The sequence below is a fragment of the Kitasatospora sp. NPDC056731 genome, from assembly GCF_040687675.1.
Classification (GTDB): Bacteria; Actinomycetota; Actinomycetes; order Streptomycetales; family Streptomycetaceae; genus Kitasatospora.
The window spans coordinates 111,238-126,532 of the sequence record NZ_JBFBNR010000024.1 but is presented as its reverse complement, the minus strand read 5'-3'; the positions used below and the strand labels follow the sequence as shown (position 1 = coordinate 126,532).

The following is a 15,295-nucleotide window of genomic DNA, read 5'->3' as shown; positions in this document are numbered from 1 at the left end:
GCGTACGGCGGAAGGCGGAAGGCGGAAGGCGGAAGGCGGAAGGCGGAAGGCGGAAGGCGGAAGGCGGAAGGCGGAAGGCGGAAGGCGGAAGGCGGAAGGCGGAAGGCGGGAGGCGGAAGGCGGGAGGCGGAAGCCACGCGGCGGCGCGGCGGCGCGGCGGCCCGGATGCCGGATCGCGGGCGATCAGCCGTGGCGTCAGGCCGGGGCGCGGGCGAGGTCGAGGGTGTAGGCGGTGCCGCCGGTGGGGGCCGGTTCGACGGTGAGCTCGCCGTTCATCGCCTCGACGAAGCCCCGCGCCACGGTGAGGCCGGTGCCGTCGGCGGCCGGGCCGGGGGCCCGCACCCGGAGGTGGATCCGCCCGGCCACCGCGCCCGCGTCCACCAGGGCGGGCCTGCCGGCCCCCGCCAGGACGACCGCGAGGGCGCGTTCCAGCAGCCCGGCGTCGGCGAGCACGGGCGGCAGGCCGTCCGGGAGCGCGAGGCGCACGTCGCGCTGCTCGCCGCCCTGCTCGGCGGGCAGGGCGGGCAGGGCGGCCAGCGCGGCGGCGAGCACCGGGGCCAGCGCCGTGGGGCGCAGCAGCACCGGTTGCTCGCCGGCCCGCAGCCGGTCGAGGTCCAGCAGGTCGGCGACCAGGCGTTCCATCCGCCGTACCTCGGCAACGATCCGCCGCCCCGGCGGCCCCGGCAGGTCGGCGGCCTCGCGGCGCAGCGCGGCGAGCGGGGCGCGCAGGTCCTGTCCGACGGCCTCCAGCAATGCGGTGTGCAGGGCGTCGGTGTGGGCGAGGGTCTCGGCGGCGGCGGCCTGGGCGGCCAGCCGTTCGCGTTCCCGGGCCAGTCGCAGCTGGGTGACGTAGGGGCCGAGTAGTCGGGTGTCCTGCTCGGTGAGCGCCGGTCCGCGCAGGGCCAGGACGGCGTCCGGGCCGAGGTCGACGGCGAGTGAGGCCTCTTCGGGGCGCTGCGGGAGGGCGGTGCCGGAGGCGGCGGCGGGGCGCCAGAGCCGGCCGGTGCGGACCAGGATGACGGCGCCCTCCAGGCCGAACACCTGGCGCAGGTCGGCGACCAGGTCGGGCACTGCGCGGGCGCCGGATTCGACCGCCGCGCCGGCCAGCCGGGCCAGCACCGCCGCTTCGGCGCGGGCCCGGTCGGCCTGCTGGGAGCGGCGGGTGAGGCCGTCGATGAGGTGGGCGATGATCCCGGCGACGGCGAGGAAGAGCAGCAGTGCGGCGAGGTCGGCGCCGCGGGTGACGGCGAGGCTGTGCCAGGGCGCGGTGAAGAAGTAGTCGGCGGCGAGCGCCCCGGCGGCGGTGCTGGCGGCGGCGGGCAGCAGGCCGCCGAGCCGGGCGGTGGCGGCGACGGCCAGCAGCAGGCAGAGCAGGGCGCCGGGGAGAGCGAGCGAGTCGCGCAGCGGGGAGAGCGCCCAGGCCAGGGCGGCCGTTGCGGCCGGGCCGGCCAGCCAGGCCAGGCGCCGGCGGCGCGGCGGGACGGCGGCCGGGCGGCGGCGCCGGGGTGCGGGCGGGACGGCCAGCAGGCCGGGTTGGGGCGGGGGGACGACCCGGACGTCGATCGGGCCGGCCAGCCGGATGACACGGTTGATCACCGAGCCGGAGACCAGTTCGCGCAGGCGGCTGCGGCTGGTCGGGCCGAGCAGGATCTGGGTGGCGCTCTCGGCGTGGGCGAAGTCCACCAGGGCGCGGGCGGCGTCGTTGCCGTCGACCTCGATGTAGCCGCCGTGGAGTTCGTGCAGCAGGGCGCGCTGTCCGGCGAGGGCGGGCGGCTCGTGGACGGTGGCGCCGTCGTCGGGCCGGACGTGCACGCCGATCAGGTCGCCGTGCACCCGGGTGGCGGTGCGGGCGCCGCGGCGGATCAGGTGCTCGCCCTGCGGGGCCCCGTTGAGGGCGACGACGATGCGTTCCTTGGTCTCCCAGGGCGCCCGGATGCCGTGCCGGGCGCGGTAGTCGGCGAGTTCCTCCTCGACCCGGTCGGCCAGCCAGAGCAGGGCGAGTTCGCGCAGGGCGCCGAGGTTGCCGGCCCGGAAGTAGTGGTCGAGGGCGACGTCGATCCGGTCGGGCGGGTAGATCGCGCCCTGGGCCATCCGGGTGCGCAGGGCCTGCGGGCTGAGGTCGACGAGTTCGATCCGGTCGGCGGCGCGGACCACCTCGTCGGGGATCCGCTCGCGCTGGGCGACGCCGGTGATCTGTTCGACGACGTCGTTGAGGCTCTCCAGGTGCTGGATGTTGACGGTGGTGGCCACGTCGACGCCGGCGTCGAGGAGTTCCCGGACGTCCTGCCAGCGTTTGGGGTGGCGGCCGCCGGGGGCGTTGGTGTGGGCGAGTTCGTCGACGAGCGCGAGCTGCGGGCGGCGGGCGAGCAGGGCGTCGACGTCGAGTTCGGTGAGGGTGGTGCCGCGGTGGCCGACGGTGCGGCGGGGCAGTACGGGCAGGTCCCCGAGCTGGTGCTCGGTACCCCGGCGGCCGTAGGTCTCGACCAGTCCGACGACGACGTCGAGGTCTTCGTCGTCGCGCAGCCGGCGGCCCTCGGCGAGCATGGCGTACGTCTTGCCGACCCCCGGCGCAGCCCCCAGGAACACCCGCAGTCGTCCGCTCACCGCCGTGCCGCCACCTCCTCGGTGTCCATGCTCCGCCGGGGCGCTGGGGTGCGCGAGGGGGCGGGCGCTCCACCGGAGTGGCGGGGCGCGCGAGGCAGCCGACGAGAGATCTGGATGGTGCTATCGTCATTAGCACCATGTTGCTGAAGCTGGACACCGGCGACGCCCGCCCCCTGCACGAGCAGGTGGCGGGCGCGATCAGGCGGGCCGTCGCCGAGGGCGAGTGCGCCCCCGGGGACAGGCTGCCGCCGGCCCGGGAGCTCTCCCGGGCGCTGGGGGTGAACACCAACACCGTCCTGCGCGGGCTGCGCACGCTGCGCGACGAGGGCGTGCTGGAGTTCCGCCGGGGCCGTGGCGTCACGGTCGCCGAGGACGCCGACACGCGCTCCGAACTGGCCGAGCGGGTACGGCAGTTGGTCGCCGATGCGGCCCGGGCCGGCTACAGCAGGAACGATCTCGTGGACATGATCAGGGGGATGTCGTGACGGACGGGAAGCTCATAGCGAAGGAGCGCCGGGAGCACGGGGCGGGGCGCGGCGCGTTCTGGGGCGCGGTGGCCTGGTCGGCGGGCGTCCTGGCCCTGCTGATCGCGCTGCCGTGGGCCGCGCGCCACCGGCTGCCGGACCCGCTCGCCACCCACTGGGGCGGGCAGGACCCGGACGGCTCCATGTCACTGACGGCGGCCGCGCTGTTCCCGGCGGCGGTCTGGCTGGTGCTGGTGCTGGCCGCCGCGGCCACCCTCCGGTTCCGGGCCGGGACGGCGCGCGGTGCCATCGGGCCGGCGCTGGCGGCCGGCGGAGTGCTCCTGACGGGGGCGCAGACCTCCATCGTGCACGCCAACCTGGACCGCGCGCGCTGGCAGGAGGCCGCGCCGATGGGCTTCGAGGTGGTCGTCCTGGTCGTGGCGGCGGGCCTGGCCAGCCTGCTGACCTGGCTGGCCGTCCGCCCCCGCGTCGACCACCCCGCCGGGGCGCGCCCGACGGCCGGGGCGCCGACACTGACGGCCGCGCCGGGCGAGCACCTGGTCTGGCTCTCCCGAGCCGCCAACGCGTGGCTGCAACTGGCCTCGGCCGTCCTCGCCCTGGGCGCCCTGGGCGCCGTGCTGGCGCCGGCCAGCGGGCTGATCGCGCTCAACTGGTCGCTGATCGTGCCGTTCGCCTCCACCTCCGTCATCACGCTCGGCTGCTCCTCGGTCACGACCCGGGTGACCGCCGACGGCCTGTCCGTCGGCTTCGGCCCGTTCGGCTGGCCCAGCCGGCGCTGGTCCCCCGCCGACCTCGACTCGGCCCGCGCCGAGCTGCGCACCCCCGCCCAGGCCGGCGGCTGGGGCTACCGCGTCAACGGCCTCGGCACCACCGTGATGCTGCGCCGCGGCGTCTGCCTGGTGGTCCGCACCCGGCGCGGGCGCGAGTTCGCCGTGAGCGTCGACGACGCCGAGCGCGGCGCGGCCCTGCTCAACTCCCTCATCGCCAGGTCCGCCAGTCCCACCGGCTGACCCCCGTCACGCCGCTGGGGTCCGTCTTCAAACCGCCCGTTCAGGTGGTGTGGACAGGGGCCGCACCGTGGGTACACCAGCTGACAGCTGCTCATAGTGCAGAGGGCAAGGAGGCGTCCGTGACCCACGAACGGCGGACGGCGGGAGACCCGGAGCGCGACGCGGTCGTCGCCCGGGGAGGCACCAACCAGGACGAACGGACCATCACCTTCCTACGACTCGGTGTCGGGCTGATCGGCATCCTGCTGCCGCTCGCACTACCCCTGGGGAACTGGCTGTTCGCCGAGCTCAGGGGCCAGAGCACGGCGGGATTCTGGCCGGCCTCGATGAGCGGCTCGTACTACACCAGCACCCGGAACCTCTTCGTGGGCGGCCTGTGCGCGCTCGGGGTGTTCCTGATCTGCTACCGCTTCGACCGCCGGGACGACCGCTGGAGCACCGCCGCCGGCGTGTTCGCGCTCGGGGTCGCCCTGTGCCCGACCGCGCCGCAGGGCGCGACCTCGTTCCAGAGCGCGGTCGGCCTGCTGCACTACGCCTTCGCCGGACTGCTGCTCTTCGTACTGGCGATGTTCTGCGTCTACTCCTTCCGCAACCCGCGCTCCGCCCAGCCGTCCTGGGTCAGCCGGGCCTACCTGGCGGCCGGGGTGCTGATCCTGGTGCTCCTGCTGCTCGCCGTCGTCGCCGGGGTGGCCGGCGTCGGCACGGACTGGGCCGTCCGCCCGCTGTACCTGTGCGAGTGGTTCTCGACCTGGGCGTTCGGTGCCGCCTGGACCGGCGCCGCGCTCGAACTGGCCGCCGCCGGTCGATCGTACGGGCACCACCCGCTCCTCCCGGGGCAGAGCGGCTCCCCCGCCACCGGCAGCCCGGCGGCCCAGCCCTAGGATGCGCTCTTAAGGGGGCCTTAACCCCAAGAGATGGTCATCTTGTCGTCCCGGAACACCGTTACCATGCGCACCAAGGCCCGCCACCAGGGCGGCCGGTGACGGAACCCCAGCAACGGGAGGACGAGCATGTCGAACGAGGTCCGGGCAGGGCGCGGTCCGCAGGAGGAGTACCCGTCGGTGGATCTGCGGATGGACGTACCGCACTCGGCGCGGGTCTACGACTACCTCATCGGCGGCAAGACCAACTTCGAGGCGGACCGCGTCGCCGCGCACGCCTCGGTGCAGGCCTGGCCGTCGCTGCCGATCTCCATGCGCACCACCCGCGACTTCATGCAGCGCGCCGTCCGCCACCTCACCGAGGAGTACGGCGTCCGGCAGTTCCTGGACATCGGCACCGGCATCCCCACCTCGCCCAACGTCCACGAGATCGCCCAGTCGATCGCCCCGGACGCGCGGGTCGCCTACGTCGACAACGACCCGATCGTGCTCACCCACGCGCGGGCCCTGATGTCCAGCACGTCGCAGGGCCGCACCTGTTACGTGGACGCCGACTTCCGCGACCCGGAGTCGATCATCCAGAACCCCCGGCTGCGCGAGGTCCTCGACTTCTCCCAGCCGGTGGCGCTGTCGCTGATCGCCATCGTCCACTTCGTGCTCGACGAGGACGACCCGCAGGGCATCGTGCGCCGCTTCATGGACGCCCTGGCGCCCGGCAGCTTCCTCGCCCTGACCGTGTTCACCGGGGACACCGACCCGGTGGGCGTGGGCGGCGTCGGCCGGGAGTACAACGCGCGCGGCATCCCGCTGCAGATCCGCGACCAGAAGGAGACCGCGGCCTTCTTCGACGGCTACGACCTCCTCGACCCCGGCGTCACCCTGGTCCACCACTGGCGCCCGGACACCGGGGCCGCGCCGACCCGCGACCAGGACATCGCGATGTACGCGGGCGTGGCGATCAAGCGCTGAGCCTGCCGACGTCAGCCGGGGACGGCGACCAGGCCCGCCTCGTAGGCCAGGATGACGAGGTGGACCCGGTCGCGGGCGTCGAGCTTGGCCAGCAGCCGGGTCATGTAGGTCTTCACCGTGGCGATGCTGAGGACCAGTTCGGCGGCGATCTCGGTGTTGGACAGGCCCCGGCCGACCAGGGTGAGGATCTCCCGCTCCCGGTCGGTGATCGCGCCCAGCCGCCGGGCGGCCGCTGTCGGCGCGGGGGCCGGCGCCGGTGCAGCGGCCGGTGACGCGGCGGCCGGGCCCGAAGCCGCCGCCGGGGCCGGCCGCTGGTCCGCGAAGGAGGAGATCAGCCGGCGGGTGACGCTCGGTGCGATCAGGGCGTCCCCGGCGGCCACCACCCGGACGGCGGCGAGGATGTCGTCCAGCGCCATGTCCTTGACCAGGAAGCCGGACGCCCCGGCGCGCAGCGCCGCGTACACGTGGTCGTCGTCGTCGAAGGTGGTGAGCACGACCACCCTGGTCGGCCCACCGCCGCCGGTGATCAGGCGGGTCGCCTCGATGCCGTCCATGCCGGGCATCCGCAGGTCCATCACGACGACGTCGGGCCGCAGTTCACCGGCCAGCCGGACGGCCTCGGCACCGGTGCCGGCCTCGCCGACCACCTCGACGTCGGCGGTCTCGGTGATGACCATCTCCAGCGCGGCCCGGACCAGCGGCTGGTCGTCGACCAGCAGGACGCGGGTCATGCATTCACCTCCACGGGGATCGGCAGTCGGACGGCGACCCGGAAGCCGCCCTCGGGGCGCGGCCCGGCCTCGAACTCGCCGTCCAGCAGGCCGACCCGCTCGCGCAGCCCGGCCAGGCCGAAGCCGGTGCCCCGGCCCCGGTCGGTGCCGGGGCCCGTGCCCCGGTCGGTGATCTCCACCGCCACCTCGCCCGCCGTGCGGCGGTCGACCAGGACCTCGCAGGAGCGGGTGTCCGCGTGCCGCACCACGTTGGTGACGGACTCCTGGATGACGCGGAACGCCGAGAGGTCGATCTCCGGTGGCAGTGGGCCCTGTTCACCCCGCCGCCGGACCTCGACCCGGACGCCGGCGGCGGTGGTCGCGGCGGCCAGCCGGTCGAGGTCGGCCAGACCTTGAGGGGTGGTCGCCGACGTCTCGCCGTCGGCCTGGCGCAGCGCGACGAGCATCCGGCGCAGCCCGGCCAGGGTGTCCCGGCCGGCGTTCTCGATCTCGCCGAGCGCCTGCTTGGCCCGTTCGGGGCGGGTGTCGATGACCCGGCGGGCGGCGCCGGCCTGGAGGGCGACGATGCCGATGGTGTGGGCGACGGTGTCGTGCATCTCGCGGGCGATCCGCAGCCGTTCGGCGGTGACGGCCTCGGTGGCCGCCCGGGTGCTCAACGCCCGGGCGTGCTCGCGGTTCTCCCGCATCGAGCGGCCGATCAGCCAGGCGACCAGGGCGAGCAGCGCGGCGCCGTCGGCGGAGCCGATGTGGGTGCCGGTGAAGATGCCGACGGTGTTGCCGTGCACCAGGCCGATGTGCAGCACGAGCAGGCTCATCACCAGCGCGAACGCGGCCCGCGAGCTGCGGCGCGGCCGGGTGGCGGTGATCAGGCAGAGCGCGACGTCCACGGCCAGCAGGGAGGCCGGCGGGACCTGGGTGTCGGCGGCCCAGCCGTCGGTCTCCGTGAAGGCGGCGACGAACAGCAGGGCGACCGCGAGCACCGGGAGCCGGCGCACCAGCGCGGCGCCGGCGAAGGCCACCACCGTGGTGGCCAGGGTGAAGGACAGGCCACCGTGGGCGGCGGCCCCGCCGTGGTACCGGGCGTTGCCGCCGAGCAGGACGGCGGGGTACGCGGCGGCCACGCACCAGGCGAGTCCGACCCAGACCTCGGGCGGAACGCGCCGGAACAGGGGCGGAGAGGGCGTCGCAAGCATACGAAGATCGTATCGGCGGCCCGAGTCGCCGTCATCGGACCGTGGTTGTACGACCGGGGATGACAGCCGGGGCGCGCGGTGTCAGCGCCGGTCCGATGCGGCGGCCCGGCCCCGCCCGGCACCGTTGAGCCCATGATCGAAGTCACCGAGCTGACCAAGCGCTACGGCCGCACCACCGCCGTCGAACGCCTCACCTTCACCGTCCGGCCCGGCCATGTGACCGGCTTCCTGGGCCCCAACGGCGCGGGCAAGTCCACCACCCTGCGGCTGATCCTCGGCCTCAACGACCCGACCGGCGGCACCGCCACCATCGACGGCCGCCCGTTCCGGTCTCGGCCGCGCGGCCTGCGCGACGTCGGCGCCCTGCTCGACGCGGGCGACGTCCACGGCGGGCGCAGCGGCGCGGCCCAGCTGCGGGCGCTGGCCCGCGCCAACGCGATCCCGGCCGCGCGGGTCGAGGAGGTGCTGCACGAGGTCGGGCTCACCAAGGCCGCCGGGCGCCGGATCCGCGGTTACTCGCTGGGGATGAAGCAGCGTCTGGGCATCGCCGGCGCACTGCTCGGCGACCCGCCCGTCCTCCTCTTCGACGAGCCGCTCAACGGCCTCGACCCGGAGGGCGTGCTGTGGGTGCGCGGCCTGTTCCGCCGCCTCGCAGCCGAAGGGCGGACGGTCTTCGTCTCCAGCCACCTGATGGCCGAGATGGAGCACACCGCCGACCGCCTGGTGGTGATCGGCCGGGGCCGGCTGATCGCCGACGAGAGCCTGGCGGAGTTCTCCGCCCGGGCCGGCCGCACCGGCGTCACCGTCCGGGCGGCCGAACCCGACCGGCTGGCGGCCGTGTTGACCGCGGCGGGCGCCACCGTCCGCCCGGGCCCGGACGGCGCGCTCGCCGTGACCGGCCTGGACGCCACCCAGATCGGCGAACTCGCCCTGGAGCAGCGCCTGTTGCTGAACGCCCTGACCACCCGCACCGCCTCCCTGGAGGAGGCGTTCATGGAACTGACCGCCGACAGCGTCGACTACCTGGCCGGAGAGCCCCGATGAGCACCGCGACCACCACCCCCCGCCCCCTTCCCCGGCCACGCGCCCGCTTCGGCGACCTGCTCGCCGCCGAGTGGATCAAGTTCTGGTCCCTGCGTTCGACCGTCTGGGTGCTGGGCCTGAGCGCCCTGTTCATCATCGCCGCCAACCTCAAGGCGGCCCGGTACACCTACGACCACTACACCGTCGGCGACGGCGATCCGGCGACCATGCTGCAGGTCGCGCTCGGCGACTCCTTCACCATGATCGCCGCCGACGTCGTGATGATCGTCGCGGGCAGCGTCGGCGCGCTCGTCCTGGTCGGCGAGTACGCGAGCGGGCTGATCCGCACCACGCTGGTGGCCGTCCCGGACCGCCGGGCCGTGATCGCCGCCAAGGCCTGCGTACTGACCGCGGCCATGCTCGGCTACGGCGCCGTCACCGCGGGCGTCTCCTTCGGCGCCTGCCAGGCGGTCCTCGCCGACACGCACATCGGCGTGTCCGTCACCGACCCGACCGCGCTGCGCTTCGTCGCGGCCGCCGCCCTGTTCGCCCCGGTCTGCGCCCTCGCCGGATTCGCCCTCGGCGCGCTGATCCGGCACACCGCCGGAGCCGTGGTGGGCACCGTCCTGGTGCTGTTCTTCCTGCCGGCGTTCTTCAACGAGCGCTACCGCTGGTCGGCCGACCTCCTGCACGCCATGCCGCTCCAGGCCTGGCGCCGGCTGGCCCAGGTCGACCTGACCCACTCGCTGCCCTCGGCGCACCCGGCCACCGTCGCCGGCTCCTGGGCCACGTTCGCGCTCTGGGCGCTCGCCTCGGTGGTGGTCGCCACGGTCGCCGTCCAGCGCCGCGACCACTGACCCGCCGTCCGGCGGCGGCGCCGGAAAGCTGCTCACCCGTCGCGGCGGCCTGCCTCCACATCCGCCAGAGCCACCAGCAGCGCCGCCAGGACCAGGCCCGCCGCGACCGTCACGCCCAGTTGGAAGGCCAGCGCCCAGTCCGGGCGCGGGCCCTGGGCGTGGGCGAAGAAGACCGAGCCGACGATGGCGATGCCGACCGCCGAGCCGACCCGCTGGGCGGTCTGCAGGACACCGCCGGCGCTGCCCGCCCGGGCGATCGGCACCCGCTGGAGGGTCAGGGTCTGGTTCGGGGCGATCACCAGCCCGCTGCCCACCCCGGCGACCAGCAGCGGCACGACCGTCGCCCAGCCGATCGCCGACCCCGACCACAGCTGCACCGCCAGGGCCGAGGCCAACAGGCCCACCAGCACCAGCACCAGGCCGAGCACCACCAGCCGGCGGCCGAGCCGGTGCACCAGCCGTCCGCCGATCGCCGCGGACACACCCGAGCCGACCGCGAACGGCGTGATCGCCAGGCCCGCCGTCAGCGCCGAGTAGTGCAGGCCCGCTTGAAGGTAGAGCGTGAAGATGAAGAAGATCGCGGTGAACCCGGCGAAGTACACCAGCGACAGCGCCACCCCCGCCGCATACGGGCGCACCGCGAACAGCGCCATGCTCACCAGCGGCTCCCGGCGCCGCACGTAGTACCGCTCCCAGCCGACGAAGGCCCCCAGCAGCACCGCCGCCAGCGGCAGCAGCAGCCAGCGCGTCGCGCCGTGCCACTGCTGCGCCTGGACGAACGGCAGCAGCAGCGCGACCGTCCCGGCGCCGAGCAGCAGCACCCCGACCGGATCGAAGTCCCGGTGCCCGGCCCGCTCGGCCGCCGGCGGGGGCGGCGGGAGCAGCCGGTAGGCGATGGGCAGGGCGGCGACGCCGATCGGCAGGTTGACCAGGAACACCCAGCGCCAGCCGTTCTGCGGGCCGAACAGGTGGATCAGCAGGCCGCCCAGCAGCGGGCCGACGGCGGTGGACAGACCGATGGTGGCGCCGAGCGCGCCGAAGGCCCGGCCGCGTTCGGCACCCTGGAACAGGACCTGGATGAAGCCGGAGACCTGCGGCACCAGCACCCCGCCGGCCGCGCCCTGGAACAGCCGGGCCAGCACCAGCCACTCCTGGTTCTGCGCCGCCCCGGCCAGCGCGCTGGCCGCGGTGAACAGGGCGAGCCCGGTGAGGAAGACGGCCCGGCGGCTGCGGGCGTCACCGAGCCTCCCGGACGGGACCAGCACCAGGCCGAAGGCGAGCGCGTAGCCGCTGAGCACCCACTGCAGGCCGCTGTCGGACATGTGCAGCCCGGCCCGCACGGTCGGCAGGGCGACGTTGACGATGCTGACGTCCAGCAGCGTCATGAACCCCGCGACCAGGCAGACCGTCAGCGCCCGCCAGCGCCGCGCCTCGGCCCGCCGGCCCGCGGCGGAGGCGCCGGGCCGCTGTTCCGGGGGGCTGCACGGGGGTTGGGCCGTCATGGGAGCACCTTCCGGGCGTCCGGCGGTCGTCTGGCTTCGCGTCCGGCGGCCGGCCGTCGACCGGTCTTCCCGGTCCGGCTGCCCGCCCGCCGCGCGCGGCCCCCCTCCGAACGGCCATCGTGGACGGCGCGGCCCCGGAGCCGCCAGCCGGGCTGCGCCGCCCGCGCCGCCGCTCACCCGGACGGCCGAACCCGATCGCGGCCTCTCCCAGCGCCCCGGAGGCTGAGGACATGAACGCCGCCACCGAAACCCCGCCGACCGCCCCGCCGGTGCTGGACGTCCGGCAGCGCAACGTCGTCTTCGGCACCATCGTGCTCGGCATGCTGCTGGCCGCGCTCGACCAGACCATCGTCGGCACCGCGCTGCCCACCATCGTCGCGGACCTCGGCGGGGCCGCGCACATGTCGTGGGTGGTGACGGCCTACCTGCTGGCCGAGACGGTGGCCACCGTGCTGGCCGGCAAGTTCGGCGACCTGTACGGGCGCAAGCTGCTCTTCCAGGTCTCGGCGGTCGTCTTCATCACCGGCTCGTTCCTCTGCGGCCTGGCGACCAACATGACGCTGCTGATCGCCTGGCGGGCGCTCCAGGGCATCGGCGCGGGCGGCCTGATGGTGACGGCCATGGCGCTGATCGCGGACGTCATCCCGCTGCGCGAGCGCGGCAAGTACCAGGGCGCGATCGGCGCGGTGTTCGGCGTGGCGACGGTGATCGGGCCGCTGCTGGGCGGGCTGTTCACCGACCACCTGTCCTGGCGCTGGGCGTTCTACGTCAACGTGCCGATCGCGATCCTGGTGGTGATCGCGGCCGCCCGGACCATCCCCTCGGTGCGCTCGGCGGTGCGCCCGGTGATCGACTACCTGGGGATCGCACTCGTCGCGATCGGCGCAAGCGCCCTGATCCTGGCGACCAGTTGGGGCGGCAACGAGTACGCCTGGGGCTCCAGGGTGATCATCGCCCTGTTCGCCGGCGGCGCCGCCGCCCTCGGGCTGTTCTGCTGGGTGGAGAGCAGGGCCGTCGAACCGATGCTGCCGATGCGGCTGTTCCGGAACCCGGTGTTCGCGGTCTGCTCGGTACTCAGCTTCATCGTCGGCTTCGCGATGCTCGGCGCGCTGACCTTCCTGCCGACCTTCCTGCAGTACGTCGACGGCGACTCGGCGACCGTCTCCGGCGTGCGGACGCTGCCGATGGTGATCGGGCTGCTGCTCGCCTCGATCGCCAGCGGCAACGCCGTCAGCAAGACCGGCAGGTACCGGGTGTTCCCGATCGTCGGCACCCTGGTGATGGCCGTCGGCCTCTACCTGCTCTCCCGGCTCGAACCCGGCACGGGCACCGCGCTCGCCTCCCTCTACATGTTCGTGCTCGGCGTCGGCATCGGGCTGAGCATGCAGGTGCTCACCATCGCCGTGCAGAACACCGTCGACTACGCGGACCTCGGCACCGCCACCTCCGGGGTGACCTTCTTCCGCACCATCGGCAGCTCCTTCGGCACCGCCGTGTTCGGCACCATCTACGCCAACAGCCTCAAGACCGAACTCGCCCGGGGCGTGGCCTCCTCGGCCCACCTCACCGGCGCGGACCCGGCGCTGCTCACCCGGGCCGCCGAGAGCCCGCAGGGCCTGCACCGGCTGCCCGCCGCGCAGGCGGCCCCGATCATCCAGGCCTACTCCGACGCCCTGCACACCGTGTTCCTGTGGACGGTGCCGGTCGCCCTGGTCGGGTTCGTGGTCGCGCTCTTCCTCAAGCAGGTGCAACTGCGGGACACCGCCCGGGCCGGCTCCACCGACATGGGCGAGGGCTTCGCCCAGCCGACCACCAGCGACTCCGACCCGCACCTGGAGTACGCCGTCGGCAAGCTCGTGCGCGGCGTCGACCTCGACACCGTCCGCTCGATCGTCGACGACGCCGACACCCGGGTCGACCTGGCCGGGGCCTGGGCGCTGATGGAGGTCGCCGGCCACACCAAGGCCGTCGGCCAGGCCTCCCTGGACCTCATCGCCGCCCGCAAGCGGATCCCGCCCGAGGTCCTGGAGCCGGTCTTCGACCGGATGGCCGCCGAGGGCTACCTCACCCGCGACGGCGACCGGCTCTCCCCCACCGACGCCGGCTCCCAGGAGGTCCGCGTCCTCGCCCAGGCCTGGTCGGACTGGCTCAACGCCCGGCTGGACGCCGACGCCGGCCGCCCGCGCAGCCCCCAGCTGCGCACCGCGGCGACCGCCATCGCCTGGCGCCTGATGGTCGAAGACCTCGCCAACGGCCTTCCGGCCCACGCCCGTTCGAAGGCCGCCGCACGAACCTAGGGCTTCCTGTCCAGGATCAGTTCGCGCCGCACGCCGTCGGCCATCAGGTCGCCGGGCTCGTCGGTCTCGGCGAAGCCGTTGCGGCGGTAGAGGGCGATGGCCGCGTCGTTGTCGGGGTTCACCGCCAGCTTGAGGGTGGTGAACCCCTGCTCGGCGGCCCAGCGGGCGATCGCGCCGATCAGCCGGTTCCCCACGCCCCGGCCGCGCGCCGCCGGGCCGACCCACAGGGAGATCAGCTCGGCGGCCGCCCCGCCCTCGTCGGCCGGGACACCACTGGCCATCGCGACCGGGCGGCCGTCCAGCACCGCGACCAGGTCGAGGGCGCCGGGGATCTCCAGGCGGGAGCGCCAGCGGGCCTCGTGGTCGCCGGCGCCCTGCCAGTCCGCCAGGGTGGAGCCGAAGGCGTACGGCGCCTCGGTCAGCGCGGCCAGGCGCAGCTCGCGCCAGAGCGCCCAGTCGTCGGAGCCGAGCCGGCGCAGTTCGGGTTCGTGCGGTTCCGGTTCGTGCAGGTCGGGCTCGTGCGGTTCGGGTTCGTGCAGTTCGGACATGGTGCGGACCTTGCCGCAGGCCGGGCGGCACGGCAAGCGGATTACCCGGTTCAGCCCACGAGCGGCGGGTTGAGGCGGGCGAAGGCCTCCTGCCGGCGGTAGGGGAAGTACGGGTACGGCACGGTTCGGGCGCTGGCCGCGTCCAGCCGGGCGACCTGCTCGTCGGTCAGCGACCAGCCGACCGCGCCGAGGTTCTGCCGCAGCTGCTCCTCGTTGCGGGCGCCGATGATGACCGAGGAGACGGTCGGGCGGCGCAGCAGCCAGTTGATGGCGATCTGCGGGACGGTGCGGCCGGTCTCGGCGGCGATCCCGTCGAGCGCGTCGACCACCCGGTACAGCAGTTCGTCCTCGACCGGCGGGCCGTAGTCGGCGGTGTCGTGCAGCCGGCTGTCGGCCGGGAGCGGCCGGCCGCGCCGGATCCGGCCGGTGAGGCGGCCCCAGCCGAGCGGGCTCCACACCAGGGCGCCGACGCCCTCCTCCTGGGCGAGCGGCATCAGCTCCCACTCGTAGTCGCGGCCGACCAACGAGTAGTAGACCTGGTGGGCGGCGTAGCGGGGGCGGCCGTAGCGCTCGGCGACGGCGAGGGACTTCATCAGCTGCCAGCCGGAGAAGTTGGAGACGCCGGTGTAGCGGATCTTGCCGGCCCGGACGAGGTCGTCGAGGGTGGCCAGCACCTCCTCGATCGGGGTGCCGGCGTCGTAGGCGTGCAGCTGGAAGAGGTCGAGGTAGTCGGTGCCGAGGCGGCGCAGCGCGTCGTCCACGGCCCTGGTGAGGCGGGCCCGGGAGGTGCCGGCGTCCTGCGGGCCGTCGCCGGTCGGCAGGCCGGCCTTGGTGGAGACGAGCACCTGGTCGCGGCGGCCGCGGATGGCCTGGCCGAGGACCTCTTCGGAGGCGCCGTCGGAGTAGACGTCGGCGGTGTCGAAGAGGGTGACTCCGGCGTCGATGGCGATGTCGAGCAGGCGGCGGGCCTCCTGGACGTCGGTGGTGCCCCAGGCGCCGAACAGCGGTCCACGGCCGCCGAAGGTGCCGGTGCCGAGGCTGAGCGCGGGGACCTTGAGGCCGGACGAGCCGAGTCGGCGGTATTCCATGGCGGTTGTCGTGCTGGCTGCCGTGCTGGTTTCCATGACAGTTCTCCCCTCAGAGCCCTTAACGGGACTCCCATTCCGTTAGGATGGTTCGACCCTAGCAGGGCGCA

13 protein-coding genes are annotated in these 15,295 nt (G+C 74.6%); 7 read left to right on the top strand and 6 right to left on the bottom strand.

Annotated elements, in window-relative coordinates; translation table 11 throughout:
- Window positions 1-195 precede the first annotated feature (195 nt).
- Window positions 196-2,604 carry a DUF4118 domain-containing protein gene (locus tag AB0R04_RS24340; RefSeq protein ID WP_363374580.1) on the bottom strand — a complete coding sequence of 803 codons (2,409 nt, stop codon included), beginning with the start codon at window positions 2,602-2,604 and terminating at the stop codon, window positions 196-198.
- 137 nt (window positions 2,605-2,741) lie between these two features.
- Between AB0R04_RS24340 and AB0R04_RS24335 the strand changes: the two genes are divergently transcribed.
- The 4 genes from AB0R04_RS24335 to AB0R04_RS24320 all read left to right on the top strand — a co-directional run bounded on the left by AB0R04_RS24335 (window position 2,742) and on the right by AB0R04_RS24320 (window position 5,949).
- Window positions 2,742-3,089 carry a GntR family transcriptional regulator gene (locus AB0R04_RS24335; protein WP_063350510.1) on the top strand — a complete coding sequence of 116 codons (348 nt, stop codon included), beginning with the start codon at window positions 2,742-2,744 and terminating at the stop codon, window positions 3,087-3,089.
- Complete coding sequence (locus tag AB0R04_RS24330; RefSeq protein ID WP_363374576.1) at window positions 3,086-4,099, top strand: DUF1648 domain-containing protein; 1,014 nt, start codon at window positions 3,086-3,088, stop codon at window positions 4,097-4,099. Before AB0R04_RS24335 ends, AB0R04_RS24330 begins: the two co-directional genes overlap by 4 nt.
- 119 nt (window positions 4,100-4,218) lie before the next feature.
- Window positions 4,219-4,980, top strand: coding sequence for a hypothetical protein (locus AB0R04_RS24325; RefSeq protein ID WP_363374574.1), 762 nt, complete (start codon window positions 4,219-4,221; stop codon window positions 4,978-4,980).
- Window positions 4,981-5,109: 129 nt separating this feature from the next.
- The gene (locus AB0R04_RS24320; RefSeq protein ID WP_363374572.1) at window positions 5,110-5,949 is read left to right on the top strand and encodes an SAM-dependent methyltransferase; all 840 of its coding nucleotides are present in this window, start codon (window positions 5,110-5,112) and stop codon (window positions 5,947-5,949) included.
- 11 nt (window positions 5,950-5,960) lie between these two features.
- Here AB0R04_RS24320 and AB0R04_RS24315 read toward each other — a convergent pair whose 3' ends face one another.
- A complete protein-coding gene (locus AB0R04_RS24315; protein WP_363374569.1) occupies window positions 5,961-6,680 on the bottom strand; it encodes a response regulator transcription factor in 720 nt (239 codons plus the stop codon).
- On the bottom strand, window positions 6,677-7,873 hold the full coding sequence (locus AB0R04_RS24310; RefSeq protein WP_363374567.1) for a sensor histidine kinase: 1,197 nt from the start codon (window positions 7,871-7,873) through the stop codon (window positions 6,677-6,679). The genes AB0R04_RS24315 and AB0R04_RS24310 overlap by 4 nt, the downstream gene beginning before the upstream one ends.
- Window positions 7,874-8,005: 132 nt before the next feature.
- Between AB0R04_RS24310 and AB0R04_RS24305 the strand changes: the two genes are divergently transcribed.
- Window positions 8,006-8,917 (top strand): ATP-binding cassette domain-containing protein, encoded by a 912-nt coding sequence (locus tag AB0R04_RS24305; RefSeq protein WP_363374565.1) that lies wholly within the window; start codon window positions 8,006-8,008, stop codon window positions 8,915-8,917.
- Window positions 8,914-9,753: an ABC transporter permease gene (locus AB0R04_RS24300; RefSeq protein WP_363374562.1), complete on the top strand. Its 840-nt coding sequence runs from the start codon at window positions 8,914-8,916 to the stop codon at window positions 9,751-9,753. The genes AB0R04_RS24305 and AB0R04_RS24300 overlap by 4 nt, the downstream gene beginning before the upstream one ends.
- A 32-nt stretch (window positions 9,754-9,785) precedes the next feature.
- Here AB0R04_RS24300 and AB0R04_RS24295 read toward each other — a convergent pair whose 3' ends face one another.
- Window positions 9,786-11,255, bottom strand: a complete 1,470-nt coding sequence (locus AB0R04_RS24295; protein WP_363374560.1) for an MFS transporter — start codon at window positions 11,253-11,255, stop codon at window positions 9,786-9,788.
- 230 nt (window positions 11,256-11,485) lie between these two features.
- Between AB0R04_RS24295 and AB0R04_RS24290 the strand changes: the two genes are divergently transcribed.
- Window positions 11,486-13,552, top strand: a complete 2,067-nt coding sequence (locus AB0R04_RS24290; protein ID WP_363374558.1) for an MDR family MFS transporter — start codon at window positions 11,486-11,488, stop codon at window positions 13,550-13,552.
- Here the strand turns inward: AB0R04_RS24290 and AB0R04_RS24285 are convergent.
- The gene (locus tag AB0R04_RS24285) at window positions 13,549-14,100 is read right to left on the bottom strand and encodes a GNAT family N-acetyltransferase (RefSeq protein WP_363374556.1); all 552 of its coding nucleotides are present in this window, start codon (window positions 14,098-14,100) and stop codon (window positions 13,549-13,551) included. The two genes, AB0R04_RS24290 and AB0R04_RS24285, sit on opposite strands and share 4 nt — an antisense overlap.
- Before the next feature lie 50 nt (window positions 14,101-14,150).
- Window positions 14,151-15,188 (bottom strand): aldo/keto reductase, encoded by a 1,038-nt coding sequence (locus AB0R04_RS24280; RefSeq protein ID WP_363374601.1) that lies wholly within the window; start codon window positions 15,186-15,188, stop codon window positions 14,151-14,153.
- Window positions 15,189-15,295 lie beyond the last annotated feature (107 nt).

Coding starts and splice junctions, on each gene's coding strand:
- AB0R04_RS24335 (WP_063350510.1), top strand. CDS start 2,742: ATGTTGCTGAAGCTGGACACCGGCGACGCCCGCCCCCTGCACGAGCAG.
- AB0R04_RS24320 (WP_363374572.1), top strand. CDS start 5,110: ATGTCGAACGAGGTCCGGGCAGGGCGCGGTCCGCAGGAGGAGTACCCG.
- AB0R04_RS24315 (WP_363374569.1), bottom strand. CDS start 6,680: ATGACCCGCGTCCTGCTGGTCGACGACCAGCCGCTGGTCCGGGCCGCG.
- AB0R04_RS24310 (WP_363374567.1), bottom strand. CDS start 7,873: ATGCTTGCGACGCCCTCTCCGCCCCTGTTCCGGCGCGTTCCGCCCGAG.
- AB0R04_RS24305 (WP_363374565.1), top strand. CDS start 8,006: ATGATCGAAGTCACCGAGCTGACCAAGCGCTACGGCCGCACCACCGCC.
- AB0R04_RS24300 (WP_363374562.1), top strand. CDS start 8,914: ATGAGCACCGCGACCACCACCCCCCGCCCCCTTCCCCGGCCACGCGCC.
- AB0R04_RS24295 (WP_363374560.1), bottom strand. CDS start 11,255: ATGACGGCCCAACCCCCGTGCAGCCCCCCGGAACAGCGGCCCGGCGCC.
- AB0R04_RS24290 (WP_363374558.1), top strand. CDS start 11,486: ATGAACGCCGCCACCGAAACCCCGCCGACCGCCCCGCCGGTGCTGGAC.
- AB0R04_RS24285 (WP_363374556.1), bottom strand. CDS start 14,100: ATGTCCGAACTGCACGAACCCGAACCGCACGAGCCCGACCTGCACGAA.
- AB0R04_RS24280 (WP_363374601.1), bottom strand. CDS start 15,188: ATGGAATACCGCCGACTCGGCTCGTCCGGCCTCAAGGTCCCCGCGCTC.